This window comes from Streptomyces mesophilus, from assembly GCF_011044995.1.
In the GTDB taxonomy this organism is placed as follows: domain Bacteria; phylum Actinomycetota; class Actinomycetes; order Streptomycetales; family Streptomycetaceae; genus Streptomyces; species Streptomyces mesophilus.
The window spans coordinates 1-13991 of the sequence record NZ_JAAKZW010000219.1 but is presented as its reverse complement, the minus strand read 5'-3'; the positions used below and the strand labels follow the sequence as shown (position 1 = coordinate 13991).

Genomic DNA, 13991 nt, shown 5'->3' with positions numbered 1-13991 from the left:
GGTTCAGGGGGTGGGGGCTCAGAGAGAGGGGGTTCAGAGAGAGGGGCCGAGCATCCAAGTGGCGATCTCCCGGATCGCGCCGTCGCCCCCGTCCTGGGTGGTGATGGCGCGTGCGGCGCCGCGTACGACGTCGTGGGCGCTGGCGACCGCCACGGGCCAGCCGACGAGGCCGAAGCACGGGAGGTCGTTGACGTCGTTGCCGACGTAGAGCACGCGCTCGGGCGCGATGCCCTGTTCCTCGCACCACTGCTTCAGCGCGAGGTCCTTGCGGTCGATGCCGTGCAGCACGGGGAGCTTGAGCTTCCGGGCGCGGGCGGTGACCACCGGGTTCTGTTCCGTGGAGAGGATCAGCATCTTCAGGCCGCTGTCGCGCAGCGCCGCGATGCCGAGCCCGTCACCGCGGTGCACGGTGACGAACTCCTTTCCTTCCGCGTCGATCAGCACCCGGTCGTCGGTCTGGGTGCCGTCGAAGTCGAGGACGATGGCGTCCACGTCGTCGCGGCCCGGCAGGGCGCCCGGGCGTGCGGCGTCCAGGAGCGGGGCCAGCGCGCGGGCGCGGGCGAGGTCGTGCGGGTCGTCGATCTCCAGGACCCGGGCGGGGTCGGTGCGCACGAGCTCCGTACGGCCGAAGAAGCGGTGGCCGGCCTCGCGGAAGCCGGGCACGGTCATCGCGTAGACCGCCCCGGTCTCCAGGAGGTCCTGGGGGCGGTCCTGGCGGCGGGGCCGGAAGGACTTGTCGTGGTTGACGCCGTAGCCGCCCGAGGTGGTGGCCGGGGCGACGACCGTGGTGGTACCGCCCTGTGCGGCCACCCGCTGTTCGCCGGCCACGGGCGGTTCGTCACCCGCGTCCCGCCAGACGAAGCCGTGGAACGGCGCGACCGTCAGCGCGGTGTCGGCGCCCTCGTCGATGACCGCGGCGGCCACCTTGTCCACGTCCTCGCGGACCAGGAACGGGCTGGTGCACTGCACGAGCAGCACCACGTCCACGGCCGCGCCGTGCAGCGCCTCATGGGCGTCCAGGGCGTGCAGGACCGCGGCCTCGGAGGTCGCGGTGTCCCCGGCGATCGCGGCGGGGCGGAGCACCACCTCGGCGCCGGCGCCACGGGCCGTGGCGGCGATGGCGTCGTCGTCCGTGGAGACGACCACATCCGTCACATGGCGCGAGGTCAGACATTCGCGTACGGCGCGGGCGACGAGCGGTACACCGCCGACGGGGCTGAGGTTCTTGGCGGGTACGCCCTTGGATCCGCCGCGCGCGGGGATCACGGCGAGCACCCTGCGTACCGGGCTGGTCGTCATGGACTGATCTCCTTCAGGAGCAACGGAGGTGGTCACGGCAACGGAGGCGCTCACAGCGGCGGAGCCGGTCACAGCGGCGGAGCCGGTCACAGCGGCGGAGCCGGTCACAGCTCCCCCATCCGCCGGATCACCGGCGCGACGCGCTGGACGCCGTGCCGGTAGGCGCCGCGCGCGGCCTGCCGCACGATCTGGCGCACAGGTCCCGGCTCCTTGGCCGCGGCCTGCGCGCCCGGCAGCGGTCGGCCGTCGGGTGCGAGGTGGTGGCGGGCGAGGATGCCGGGCAGATAGCCGGGTGCGGTGGTGAGCGTGTAGTACGGGGCGAGCGGCGGCAGTTGAGGCTTCGCCGCCAGCTGCCGCAGACGGGCGCGGGCCTCGTCGAAGGCCGTCTCGTACGCGCCGTCGGCGGCCACTCCCTGACGGGCGAGCCACCGCTCGTCGGGCACGGGGACGTACCCCTCGTCGAGCTCGGTCCAGGAGGCGAGGCAGCCGGAGCCGGTGAAGTGGTGGTTGCCGAGCGCCTCGCGCACCCCGAGGTCGGTGAGGACCGCGGTGGGGATACGCCGGTGCAGCGCTTCGAGCGCGGCGGTGGAGCTGACGGTCACGAGCAGGTCGGTGCGGTCGAGGACCTCGCCCATATGCCCGTACACGAGGCGGAAGTTGGCCGGGAGCTCGTGGCGTTGGGCCAGTTTCTGGTACGGGAGTTCCTCGATGTGCGTGGTGTGCTCGCCAGGCTTGGAGCGGAGCTTGATCAGCACCTCGCGCTCCGGGTGGAGCTTCGCGTGCTGGATCATCCGCTTCAGCAGGTACGTACGGTCCGCGCGGCTCTCCGGTACGGAGGGCTGGGCGGCGAAGCACACCGTGTACGGGTCGTTCGGCGCCGTGTGGGGCGCCCCGCCCAGGAACGGCAGCGCGCACTCGGTGACCGCGCCGGCGTCGGCGCCCACTCCCTCGTACACGGCGCGGAAACGCTCCGCGTCCTGGCGGGAGTTGGCGAGCACCACATCGGCGCCGTGCCGCAGGAGCAGTCCGTCGGCGAGCTTCTCGTAGACGACACCGACGTAACCGGTGACGACGACGGGGCGCTCGGGCCGGCCCGCCCACGCGTTCGCGAGCCCGTGCAGCATCGCCTGGACGGCGCCGCCGACGAGGGCGAGGACGACCACGTCGTACCGCTCGCGCGCCCGCTCCATCTCGCCCAGGAACTCGACACCCGTGACCTCGCGCAGGACATCCGCCCGCACGCCCACTTCACTCAGCTGACGCGCGGTGGGGGTCGCACGCCCGCGCAGCAGGTAACCGTCGAGCCGAATGTCCGTTTCATTACCCTCGCCGGTCGCTACGATGCGCTGAGCGGTAAGGGCACCCCATTTCCAGCGGGTGTCGGAATCGGCGAGTACGGCAACTCGCTGCGTCTGCTTCTTGCTTGGCACGTCACAGACGCTAGGAAGTCATTCGGGACTCGGGCCGAATCGAAAAACAACAGAGGGTTAACAGCGCGCCGCCGAATGGCGAATCAGCCCAGGTCGAGGGCGGGTTCACATGATTGCCACGCTTCGTTCATCCCCCATTTCCGTCCGGTCAAGGCCTCATGAGATCCGGACACCTAATGTCCCCCGGGTGGTTAAGTTCTCCGTCATCGTGCCGTTCTACAACGTCCAGCAATACGCGCCAGAGACCCTCAGAAGCCTGTCTGCGAACGCGCGTTCCGATTTTGAATTCATTCTCGTGGACGACTGCTCCAGAGATGGAACACCCGAACTATTGGAGCGTGCGGCCAGGGAGATCCCCGGTGTCGTCCATATCCGGCACGAACAGAACGGGGGTCTGGCCACCGCGCGCAACACCGGGCTCGACGCGGCACGCGGCGAGTATCTGACCTTCCTGGACGGCGACGACTGGGTGGCCCCCGGCTACTTCGCGCAGCTCGTCGACGCCATGGACCACCTCGGCTGCGACTTCGTGCGCACCGACCACGTCCAGTTCACCGGCCGGGGCCGCACCATCCACCGTGTCCCGCACGGTCTGCGGGACGTCGTGATGCCCTCGCGCGAGGTCATCCTGCCCGCGCACCGCTCGACCTCCGTCGACTACGCGTACGCCTGGGCGGGGATCTACCACCGCCGGCTGCTCGACAAGGGCGTCCTGCACTTCATGGACGGGCTGCGCACCGCCGAGGACCGGCCGTGGATCTGGAAGCTGCACCGCGAGGCCGAGTCCTTCGCGGTCACCGGCCTGCTCGGGGTGTTCTACCGGCGCGGGGTCTCCAACTCCCTGACGCAGATCGGCGATGTGCGCCAGCTCGACTTCATCCGCTCCTTCGACCGCGTCCTCGCGGACACCGCCGAAGACCCCGAGGCCGACAGGTTCCTGCCCAAGGCCGTCCGTACGTACTGCGCGATCATCGCCCATCACCTGGGCACCATCGACAAGTTCGAGCCCCAGGTGGCCAAGCGGCTGCGTACGCTCGCGGCCGCGGCGCTCAAGCGGATGCCGCAGGATCTGCTCGCCGACGTGCTCGACTCCATGGACCACGAGCGGTCCACTCAACTTCGCCGGCTGCGCAGGCGGCCGGTCCCCGCCGGGGAGGCAGCCTGATGTCACAGAAGCCGCTGGCTGTGCGGGATTTCAGAACCACGCAGCTCTTCTGCGCCTCCACGCTGTACGGGGCCGCGACCCTGGCCGCCGCGCTCGACGCGGACTGCTTCGCACCGGCCGACCGGCGGGTACTCGTCGTCTTCAACAACACCATGACGCCCGAGACCTCCACGCCGCTCGACGAGATGCCCGGCTTCGAGCTGCTGCGCACGCGGTTCGACGCGGTGGTCTCGTACAACGAGGCGATCCGGCCCTTCCACCCCGGCGACTGGTCGCCGCGCCCGGACGATGTGCCCCTGTGGGAGCGGTACTTCCGGATGCTGTGGCAGCTGGGCGATGACCGCATGGAGCTGGCCGTCGAATCGCTCCAGGTCAACCCGGCGCTCGCCTTCTGCCAGATCTTCCACGGCGCGCCCATCCATGTGTACGCGGACGGCCTGATGTCGTACGGCCCCACGCGCAACAAGCTGGACCCGCTGATCGGCACCCGGGTGCGGCGGCTGCTGCATCTGGATCTGGTGGCCGGGCTCAGGCCGATGCTCCTGAGCGAGTTCGAGGTCGAGCCGGAGATCATCCCGTCCGAGGCCTTCCAGAAGGTCCTCGCCGAACTGGGTTCCTCACAAGGTGACTTGGAGCTCCCCGCGGGCAACCCCGCTCTGCTGCTCGGCCAGTACCTCTCGGCGCTGAAGATCCTCTCCGCCGAGGAGGAGGAGAAGCTGCACGTCCAGATGGTCAAGGGCGCGTACGACCGGGGTCACCGGCGGATCGTGTTCAAGCCGCACCCCTCCGCGCCCGAACGGCAGGTCCAGCTCCTCGAGGCCGAGGCGGAGAAGCTCGGCGTCGAACTGACCGTCCTGGACACCCCCGTACTCGCCGAAGTGGTCTATCAGCGGATGCAGCCCGCCCTGGTGGTCGGCTGCTTCTCGACCGCGCTGCTCACCGCGACCGCCCTGTACGGGATCCCGGTCGCGCGGGTGGGCACCGAGCGGCTGCTCGACCGGCTCGCCCCGTTCCAGAACAGCAACCGCATCCCGCTGTCCATCGTGCACGCGCTGCTTCCGGACGTGACGGACGCGGCCGGGGTCGAGGCGCAGAAGCTCGACACCGAGCAGCTTTCCGCGCTCCTAACCACGATCGGGTTCGCGATGCAGCCGCAGATCTATCCGCAGCTGCGTCCTGCCGCCGAGGCGTATCTGGCCGGGCATCTCGACGACGAGACCTGGAAGTACTTCAAGCGCAAGCGGCTCACCTCGCTCGGCCTTCCGGGCGGTCTGCCGTCCAAGCTGAGCTCGCTCTCCCGCAATCCCACGGCGCGGCGAGTGGTCCGCCAGGCGCGGCGGCTGCGGCGGGCGATGTCGAAGTAGCCGGTCCTGCGTACGCGAAAGGGGCGGAGCCACAGGCTCCGCCCTTTTCGTACGTGTCAGCCGCCGAAGACCGTCCGCAGTTCGGCCGCGTTGGCCTCCGTGACCTTCCACAGCTCCTGCTGGCGCCCGTGCACATCGGCGACGCTCGCCGCGTGGTCGCCGAGCAGGGCGCCCGCCGCCTCCAGGAGCCGGGCCGCGAGATCGCGGTCGTGTACGGAGACACCCCACTGGGGCCGTTCGATGTCGCGCAGGAAGTACGCCATCTTCGGGTGCGAGATCAGGGAGACGATCGGCGTACCGCAGCCGAACGGGATCATGCCCGCGTGGCCGCGCATCCCGATGACCAGCTTCGTCCTGGCGTACAGATCGAGGATCTGCGGGTTGTCGAAGTCGTACATCCCGATCACGGGCAGCGAGATGCCGTGCTCGCGCCGCAGATCGAAGGCGAGCTTCTCGTCGTCGAGCGAGTGCGCGACGCACTTGACCTCGGCGAGCTTGCCCAACTCGCGCACTGCTGCGGCCATTTGGCCGAGGAAGTACCCGTAGTCATGACCGAAGCGCAGACCGGCACGGTCGTAGGCGGCGTTGACGAGGATGGTGTCCTCGCGGACCGCCGGGTCCTGCCATCCGCTCACCATCTGCCGGGTGACGGTCGTGGGGCAGGGCTGGAAGCGCACCTTGTCGTGCAGGTGCGCGGGGAGCATCGCGCGGACCTTCTCGATCGATCCGTGGTTGCGCAATCCGAAGAACGAGGACTTCTCGACGAGCAGCCGCAGGGAGGACCGGAAGCGCTCGGCCCGGTAGGACTGGCCGTCGAACGCGTTGAAGCCGACGGCGAAGACCGCGACGGGTACGTCGATACGCTCCAGAAGCTCGTCCGGGACGTTCCACTGCCAGGCGCTGTTGCCGTTCGGCATGGTGTCGGGGATGAAGAGACCGCCGCCGCCGATCACCAGACCGCGCCGTGCGTTGACCCGCCGCAGCGCCGCCTCGTCGAAGAGCCGGTGGGCGTGCACGGAGTGCCAGCGCCGCGCGCTCGTGTCCTCGCCCCCGACGGCCAGCCGGACGCTCTCGGGCAGCAGCTTGTCGCCCGCGTTGCCCTGGCGGTCCATATAGAAGGCCACATGCGCGAGTTGGTCGCCTGCACTGCCCGACTGCTGCTCCGGCACGCCCGTGGTGCGCTGATGCCACAGCCGGCTCGCGCGGTGGGTCGGGTCCACGGTCAGGCCCTCGAGCGCGTACGCACGTGCCGCGGCGTCGTCGCCCTGCACCCACGCTGTCTGCGCGAGCCGGCTGAACGCGGTCGCGGCCCGGTTGGGCGCCGCGGTCGCGAGCAGGAGCTGGGCGCGGGCCTCGTCGTAGCGCGAGACGCTCATCAGGGCGTGCCCGTACACCTCGTGCGCCCAGGCGTCGTCGACCGGAAGATCGGCCTGCTCCAGTACGTCGACGGCGGCCTGGAAGTCACCGAGGCCGATCCGGGCGAGGGCGACCTTGCGGGCGGTGGTGGCGTCGCGGGTGCGGTGGACATGAGGGGTGCCGTAGTGGATCAGCAGGTCGCGGTGGAGACCGCTCTTGGCGAGGAAGGCGGCGTGCAGTTCGGCATCCGTCAGCTCGTACTCGGCCCACCGCTCCTGCGCCTGGCCGTAGCCCGACTCGCCGCCCTGCCAGGGCTTGTGTCGGCCCGTGAAATGCAGGATGGAGGTGTCCTCGGGCACCGGCCTGTCCCCGGAGAGCCGCCGTTTGACGAAGTTGTAGCGGGGGTCGAGCTTCAGGTAGTCGCCGTCGAGGATGGCGTTGAGGATGCCCTGGTCGTGCTTGTCGAGTTCGTACGCCCCGCTGCGGCCGACCTCGTCGATCCGGGCACAGAACTCGTCGGTCAGGAACTCCTTCTGGATCACGAGCAGACCGCTGTTGAACTTGCGGTTCATGTCGTTGAAGAAGAACTGCGGTACCGCGCCGAAGCCCTGGCGCAGGGTGAGAAGTTCAGCGATGGGTCCGAGGACCACCATGTCGGTGTCGAGGGTGATCACCGTGTCGTAGTCCCTGATGCGGAACACGTCCAGGATGAAGTACGCCTTGCGGACCAGATAGTTGTCCTGGTCGCCCTTCTCGTACGCGTCGTAGTGGCCGGCGTTCACCCGGCGGAACACCACGCGCGGGTGCAGGGCCCTGATGCGCGCCACGGAGTCGGGGCGCAGCCCGTCGTGCAGGACGAGGAAGTCCTCGCAGATGTCCGGGTTCGACAGGGCGAGCGAGCGCAGCAGCGTGAGGAACCCGGGCAGATAGTTCTCGTCGACGAAGCTCGCGAAAGCGATACGGCGCTTGCCGGTCAGGGCGGAGGCGTCGGCGGTGGGCGCGCTCACGGGCGCGGACGTGGTGATGGTCATCTCAGGGAAATCCTCATGCCGTCGCCGGAGACGCTCCGGGCCCGTTCCATGACCCACGCCTTCTCGCTGCCGTATTCGTGGACGTGGGCGATGGCCAGCTTCATCGCCTCGGGGGTGCGGTAGGCGCCGCTCTCGTAGAAGTCGAAGCCGATCAGATCGATCGCGGGGCTGACGTCGAGGAAGTCGAGCAGCCAGAGCATGTTGAAGCCGGAGGTCGGAATCGGCGGCAGCTCGGCGGCTGCCTTGCCGCCGAGGTTGCGCACGGGCCAGCGCAGCGACTCGTCGTTCACGTAACTCTGGGCTCCCGGGATCAGCTTGTTGCGCACCGAGTGCTTCCAGTCGGCCGAGATCCCGCTGAAGACGAGACGGGTCTCGACGTGCTGGTCCCAGTTGTAGAAGTGCTTGTGGACGGTGGTGTGGATGTCGGTGCGCTCACCGGTGTGCTTGCGGTCGATCCGGTACGAGTTGAAGCGCACCACCAGGTCGTACGCCTCGATCTCGGCGCCGAGGCGGCTCTCGGCCATCCGGCCCGAATTGGCGATCAGGCAGACGGACTTGCCGGCGATCCTGTTGCGGAACTCCCCCAGGCTCAGCCACTGCACGCCCCCGAACAGCGGGTCGGGGACGGGGCCGCGCATGCGGTTGCGGCGGGCGTTCGCGTACAGGGCGATCGCCTCGAGCTGGTCCGTGGTGGGTGAGGTGCGCGGGCCCGTCGTCAGCCCGAGGTAGTGGCTCAGCGCCTCCTGGACCTCGTGATCGGGGCTGCCTGCGCGGTCCATGGCGAGGATCGCGCCGACCATGCGCGCACGGGCGCCCGCCGGGTCGCCCGCGTCGTGGGCGGCGAGGCCGTCGGCCCAGGTGTCGGTGGCCGGACCCGCGCCGAACCGCTCGGCGTCCGGGACGGTGCGGGCGAGCAGGGCGAGCAGTTCGGTGCGGGCCCCGGTCGCCGCGCGCATCCCGTCGACGCGGGCGCGCACGCCGTACCCGTCCTCCTTGGTGAGCTCCAGATGGCGCTCGTAGGCCTCGACCGCTTCGGTGGGCCGTCCCTGCGCCTCGAGCACGCGGCCCCGCAGCCGCCAGCCCGCACGGGAGCTGCTCCGGTGCTCGAGCACCGTGTCCGCGATGACCTCGGCCAGCCCCAGCTCGTCGTCGTACGCGCAGCGCAGCGCGCGGTCGGCGACCGCGAGCAGGGCGTCGAGCAGTTCGTTGTCGAGCGGGGACGCCGGGGCGGCGGCGCCCTTGACGGCGCGCTTGAGGCGGGCGGTGGCGCCGGTGGTGGCCGGGGCCGGTTCGGCGACCGGCGTGGTGCTCCACAGGACGAGCAACTTCCGTAGCTGCTCGGCGAGTTCGATGCGCAGGCGGTCTTCGCTGCCGACCAGTTTCCCGCTGTGCGCGGCGCATGCGCGCAGGCAGTCCTCCAACTCCCCGCCGCGTGCGCGCACCCGCTTGGTGAGGACCCTCGTCATGGTGCTCCCGGTGTCGTCAATCGTGACTACGTGTTGCTTTGCCTGTGGGGCTCTGCATGTGGGGGTGCGGAAAAAAGTAGGAAGCGAAAGCGACGCCCAGGTGAACTGGCCACGGACAGCGGGACAATCGTTGCCCCGAGTGCGGAGTTGCCTGTTGAAACGCGTTTAACGTGCAGGAGCACGCGTAACGAAAGAGCACTGCCGCCAAGGGGAATTCCGTGACCAGCCTTGCCGTCCGTACGGCGCCAGATAACGTCCCTACGGCGCCCGAGACCTCCCGGCAGCCGGAAAGGCCGAAGCGGCAGGGCGCACGCCTGCGTGCGCTCGACGGACTGCGGCTGCTCGCGGCCCTGATGGTCGCCGGCTATCACTACGGCGGTCGCGGCGGCGCGATTTCCGACGCATGGGGCAGCTCCCCGGAAGTCCAATTCCCCACCGCCCACGAATGGTTCGCGCTCGGCTGTCTCGGCGTGCAGATCTTCTTCGTGATCAGCGGCTTCGTGATCTGCATGAGCGGCTGGGGCCGCACACTGCGGTCGTTCTTCGCCTCGCGGGCTTCGCGGCTGCTCCCCTCGTACTGGGCCGCGGTCCTTCTCGTCACGGTCGTGTTCGCGCTGCCGCCCGTCGTCTACAAGGCGGTCTCGCCCAGCGACTTCCTGGTCAATCTGTCGATGCTGCAGATGCCGCTCGGCGTGGACCGGGTCCTCGGGGTCTGCTGGACGCTGTGGGCGGAGGTCCGCTTCTACGCCCTGTTCGCGCTGTGCATCGTGCTCCCGGGGGCGACCCGGCAGCGGGTGGTGCTCTTCTGCGCGGTCTGGACGCTCGGCGCGGCGATCGCGGACGCCGCCGACTCGCCTCTCCTCGACCTGGTCCTGATGCCCGAGTACGCCCCGTTCTTCATCGGCGGCATGGGCCTGTATCTGGTCCACCGTGATCACCGTGACCTCACGGCCTGGGGGATCGTCGCCGTCAGCTGGCTGACCGGACAGCACTATGCGGTCCGTGAGCTGTACCAGGCGCCCTCCCCCGACCTGTTCGCCTACCGCCCCTCGCTCGCCATCATCGCCGTGATCACCTTCGGCTTCGCGGCGGTCGCGGCGATCGCGCTCGGCCGGCTCCACTGGGCCGACTGGCGCTGGCTGACCACCGCGGGCGCGCTCACGTACCCCTTCTACCTGGTGCACGAGCACCTGGGCTGGGTCGCGGTCCGCTTCCTGCACCGCGGCTTCGGCGTCCCGTCGTGGGCGACGTTCGCGCTGACGGTGGCCGGGATGCTGGCGCTGGCCTGGCTCCTTCACCGGTACGTGGAGAAGTGGGCCACTCCCTTCCTACGGGAGCGGCTCGGCCGGCCGTCCGGCTCGGCCTGACCTCACACGCTGCTGAGCGAAAGCTTGACCGCGAACCCGATGAACAGCGCACCCGCCGCCGAGGTCGCCCCGGCCGACAGGGCCCGTCGGCGCTGGAAGGCGGCGGCCAGCTTGGTGCCGCTGAAGATCAGGGCCGAGAGGTAGAGGAAGCTCGCGAGCTGGGCGAAGGCGCCGAGGATCACGAAGGACAGCGCCGGGTGCGCGTACGCCGGGTCGACGAACTGCACGAAGAAGGCGATGAAGAAGAGGATCGCCTTCGGGTTGAGCAGGCTGACCACGAAGGCGCGGCGGAAGGGCCGCTCCTCCTTCACCGCGGGGGCCTGAGCGTCCTCGGCCGCCTCCGCGAAGCGTTCGCGGCGCGTGCGCCACATCGACCAGGCCGCCCGCAGCATCCCGATCGCGAGCCAGGTCAGATAGCCGGCGCCGGCGAACTTGACGATCGAGAAGAGCAGCGCGTTGGCCTGAAGGAGCGAGGCCACACCCATCGCCGAGAGCGTCATGAGCACCGTGTCGCCGCACCACACGCCGGCCGCCGCCGTATAGCCCGAGCGGACACCGCGACGCGCGGCGACCGACAGGACGTACAGCGAGTTCGGACCAGGGAGCAGGACGATGACGATGAGTCCCGCGAGGTACGTCGGCAGATCTATGACACCCAGCATGGCCGGAGTGTCGCATGAAAGGCGGATACGGTTCACGGCCGTTTCGGATGGCGGAACGAGACCCTCCACACACGTACATCTCAGTACGCGTCCGTCGGCACATGCGTCCCCCACACCTCCCGCAGCGCCCCGCACACCTCCCCCACCGTGGCCCGGGCGGCCAGCGCGTCCTTCATCGGGTGCAGGACGTTCGCGTCCCCCGCCGCCGCCTCCCGCAAGGACGCCAGCGCACGGTCGACCGCCTGCTGGTCCCGCTCGGCCCGCAGCCGCTCGAGCCGTGCCACCTGCTGGGCCTCGATCGCCGGGTCCACGCGCAGTGGCTCGTACGGCTCCTCCTGATCGAGCCGGAAGCGGTTGACGCCCACCACGACGCGCTCCCCCGCCTCGGTCTCCCGCGTGATGCGGTACGCGTTCCGCTCGATCTCGGACTTCTGGAAGCCGTGCTCGATCGCCGCCTCCGCGCCGCCCAGGTCCTCGATCCTGACCATGAGCTCGCGTACGGCCGTCTCCATGTCGTCCGTCATCTTCTCGACCGCGTACGAGCCCGCGAAGGGATCCACGGTCGCGGTGACGTCCGTCTCGTACGCGAGGACCTGCTGGGTGCGCAGGGCGAGGCGGGCCGACTTCTCGGTCGGCAGCGCGATCGCCTCGTCGAAGGAATTAATGTGCAGGGACTGGGTGCCGCCGAGCACCGCGGCGAGACCCTGGACGGCGACCCGTACGAGATTCACCTCGGGCTGCTGGGCGGTCAGCTGCACCCCGGCCGTCTGCGTGTGGAAGCGCAGCATCAGCGACTTGGGATCCTTCGCGCCGAACTCCTCCTTCATGACCCGCGCCCAGATCCTGCGCGCCGCCCGGAACTTGGCGACCTCCTCCAGGAGCGTCGTACGCGCCACGAAGAAGAAGGAGAGGCGCGGCGCGAACTCGTCCACCGCCATCCCGGCCGCGAGCGCGGTCCGTACGTACTCGATGCCGTCCGCGAGCGTGAACGCGATCTCCTGCGCGGGCGAGGCCCCGGCCTCCGCCATGTGGTAGCCGGAGATCGAGATGGTGTTCCAGCGCGGCAGCTCGGCGCGGCAGTAGCGGAAGGTGTCCGCGACCAGGCGCAGGGAGGGCTTCGGCGGGAAGATGTACGTGCCGCGGGCGATGTACTCCTTGAGCACGTCGTTCTGGATCGTGCCGGTCAACTCGGCCGCGGGGACGCCCTGTTCCTCGGCCACCAGTCGGTAGAGCAGGAGCAGCACGGCCGCGGGGGCGTTGATCGTCATCGAGGTCGAGACCTTGCCGAGCGGGATCGCGTCGAAGAGGACCCGCATGTCGTCGATCGAGTCGATCGCGACCCCGACCTTGCCGACCTCGCCGTGCGCGAGGGGCGCGTCGCTGTCGTGGCCCATCTGGGTGGGCAGGTCGAAGGCGACGGACAGTCCCGTGGTGCCCGAGGCGATCAGCTGCCGGTAGCGGGCGTTGGACTCGGCGGCCGTGCCGAAGCCCGCGTACTGGCGCATGGTCCAGGGGCGTCCCGTGTACATCGAGGGGTACACGCCCCTCGTGTACGGATATTCACCCGGCTCACCCAGGCGCTCCGCGGGATCCCATCCCGCCAGCGCCTCCGGTCCGTACACCGGAGCGAGGGGCAGCCCCGACTCCGACTCCCGCCCGGGGGTGCCCTTTTCGGTGCCCTTTTCCGACTGCCGTGCCATGGCCTTGTCTCCCTTCGGTAACGCATCAGTGATCCCGTAGGGCGTTCGCAACCAATCATGCGCGGGAATCATCTACAGGGACACGCGGCAGGTACGGGGCCTGGCGGGGTCTGACCTTGGGGGACGAGATGCAGCGGAATTCCGTCATACGGAGAGTGCTTGCCGCAGCCGTGGTGGTGGCCGCGGCCGCGGGGTGCACGGTGTCGGGTTCGGCCGGATCCGCCCCCACGAAGCCGCCGGCTTCCTCGAAGCCCGCGGACGACAAGCCCTCGTCCAAGCCGTCCGGCACCCAGGAGCCCGACGGGCCCGAGGCGCAGAACGCACTGCTCAGCGAGGGCGACAAGGGCATGAAGGTGCGTGAACTGCAGGCCCGGCTGCGGCAGGTGGCCTGGCTGTTCGAGTACCCCGACGGCTCGTACGGGGGCAGCACCGTCAAGGCGGTCAAGGGGTTCCAGGGCAAGCGCGGACTGCCCGAGACGGGCGAGGTCGACCCGGTCACGTGGGAGCGGCTGCTCAAGATGACCTCGAAGCCGGGCTTCTTCGAGCTGTACGCGGGCGGCGATCAGCCGGCCGCCAAGCCGGACCCGCGGTGCCTTCAGGGCCGGGTGCTCTGCATCAGCAAGACCAGCCGCACCCTGGTGTGGATGGTCGACGGGAAGGCGCAGCTCCAGGTCGACGTCCGCTTCGGCTCGGAGCTGACGCCGACGCGCGAGGGCGTGTTCAAGATCGACTTCAAGTCCCGCAACCACCACTCGACGCTCTACGACACCCCGATGCCGTACGCGATGTTCTTCAGCCGGGGCCAGGCGGTGCACTACTCATCGGACTTCAAGGCCCGGGGCTACACGGGCGCTTCGCACGGCTGCGTGAACGTACGCGACGAAGCGAAGATCGCGTCGCTGTTCGAGCAGGTGAAGGCGGGCGACAAGGTGGTTGTCTACTGGTGAGGTTGAGGGGCAGGGGTGGGTCCGGGGGAACGTGACCCACCCCTGCCGACTGCACCGAGCCATGGGGTACGGGGGGAACCCCGGCTCGTGCACGCCGATGACCAGTCGGCTCACTTGTATCTGCGCCGGGGCTTCGAAAAGTGTCACACCCTGCTGAAAATTCTTCTGCGCGGGCTCGAAAGGGCAGGTCGGAGGGGGTTCGAG

10 protein-coding genes are annotated in these 13991 nt (G+C 69.6%); 4 read left to right on the top strand and 6 right to left on the bottom strand.

What is annotated here, in order from left to right; genetic code table 11:
- Nucleotides 1-33: 33 nt before the first annotated feature.
- Together G6045_RS33150 and G6045_RS33145 are read right to left on the bottom strand one after the other, a co-directional pair.
- Nucleotides 34-1299: an acylneuraminate cytidylyltransferase gene (locus G6045_RS33150; RefSeq protein ID WP_165335885.1), complete on the bottom strand. Its 1266-nt coding sequence runs from the start codon at nt 1297-1299 to the stop codon at nt 34-36.
- A gap of 104 nt (nt 1300-1403) precedes the next feature.
- A complete protein-coding gene (locus G6045_RS33145; RefSeq protein WP_165335884.1) occupies nt 1404-2729 on the bottom strand; it encodes a DUF6716 putative glycosyltransferase in 1326 nt (441 codons plus the stop codon).
- 187 nt (nt 2730-2916) lie between these two features.
- Here G6045_RS33145 and G6045_RS33140 point away from each other — a divergent pair, with 187 nt between their 5' ends.
- A complete protein-coding gene (locus tag G6045_RS33140) occupies nt 2917-3894 on the top strand; it encodes a glycosyltransferase family 2 protein (protein WP_165335883.1) in 978 nt (325 codons plus the stop codon).
- Nucleotides 3894-5258 (top strand): alpha-2,8-polysialyltransferase family protein, encoded by a 1365-nt coding sequence (locus G6045_RS33135; RefSeq protein WP_165335882.1) that lies wholly within the window; start codon nt 3894-3896, stop codon nt 5256-5258. Before G6045_RS33140 ends, G6045_RS33135 begins: the two co-directional genes overlap by 1 nt.
- A gap of 56 nt (nt 5259-5314) precedes the next feature.
- Here the strand turns inward: G6045_RS33135 and G6045_RS33130 are convergent, their stop codons facing one another.
- Nucleotides 5315-7645: a glycosyltransferase gene (locus G6045_RS33130; RefSeq protein ID WP_165335881.1), complete on the bottom strand. Its 2331-nt coding sequence runs from the start codon at nt 7643-7645 to the stop codon at nt 5315-5317.
- Entirely contained in the window at nt 7642-9111 is a 1470-nt protein-coding gene (locus G6045_RS33125; RefSeq protein WP_165335880.1) for a glycosyltransferase family 29 protein, read from the bottom strand. Before G6045_RS33125 ends, G6045_RS33130 begins: the two co-directional genes overlap by 4 nt.
- A 218-nt stretch (nt 9112-9329) precedes the next feature.
- On the opposite strand from G6045_RS33125, the gene G6045_RS33120 reads away from it, so the two are divergent.
- On the top strand, nt 9330-10478 hold the full coding sequence (locus G6045_RS33120) for an acyltransferase family protein (RefSeq protein ID WP_165335879.1): 1149 nt from the start codon (nt 9330-9332) through the stop codon (nt 10476-10478).
- 2 nt (nt 10479-10480) lie between these two features.
- Here G6045_RS33120 and leuE read toward each other — a convergent pair whose 3' ends face one another.
- A complete protein-coding gene (gene leuE, locus G6045_RS33115) occupies nt 10481-11140 on the bottom strand; it encodes a leucine efflux protein LeuE (protein WP_165335878.1) in 660 nt (219 codons plus the stop codon).
- A gap of 80 nt (nt 11141-11220) precedes the next feature.
- Nucleotides 11221-12840 carry an acyl-CoA mutase large subunit family protein gene (locus G6045_RS33110; RefSeq protein WP_165335877.1) on the bottom strand — a complete coding sequence of 540 codons (1620 nt, stop codon included), beginning with the start codon at nt 12838-12840 and terminating at the stop codon, nt 11221-11223.
- Between the two features lie 128 nt (nt 12841-12968).
- Here G6045_RS33110 and G6045_RS33105 point away from each other — a divergent pair, with 128 nt between their 5' ends.
- Nucleotides 12969-13787 (top strand): L,D-transpeptidase family protein, encoded by an 819-nt coding sequence (locus G6045_RS33105; protein ID WP_165335876.1) that lies wholly within the window; start codon nt 12969-12971, stop codon nt 13785-13787.
- Nucleotides 13788-13991: the final 204 nt, after the last annotated feature.

What these genes read in the sequence shown, in the direction of transcription:
- G6045_RS33125 (WP_165335880.1), bottom strand. Translation starts at nt 9,111, where the DNA reads ATGACGAGGGTCCTCACCAAGCGGGTGCGCGCACGCGGCGGGGAGTTG.
- G6045_RS33105 (WP_165335876.1), top strand. Translation starts at nt 12,969, where the DNA reads ATGCAGCGGAATTCCGTCATACGGAGAGTGCTTGCCGCAGCCGTGGTG.
- leuE (WP_165335878.1), bottom strand. Translation starts at nt 11,140, where the DNA reads ATGCTGGGTGTCATAGATCTGCCGACGTACCTCGCGGGACTCATCGTC.
- G6045_RS33150 (WP_165335885.1), bottom strand. Translation starts at nt 1,299, where the DNA reads ATGACGACCAGCCCGGTACGCAGGGTGCTCGCCGTGATCCCCGCGCGC.
- G6045_RS33110 (WP_165335877.1), bottom strand. Translation starts at nt 12,840, where the DNA reads ATGGCACGGCAGTCGGAAAAGGGCACCGAAAAGGGCACCCCCGGGCGG.
- G6045_RS33130 (WP_165335881.1), bottom strand. Translation starts at nt 7,645, where the DNA reads ATGACCATCACCACGTCCGCGCCCGTGAGCGCGCCCACCGCCGACGCC.
- G6045_RS33135 (WP_165335882.1), top strand. Translation starts at nt 3,894, where the DNA reads ATGTCACAGAAGCCGCTGGCTGTGCGGGATTTCAGAACCACGCAGCTC.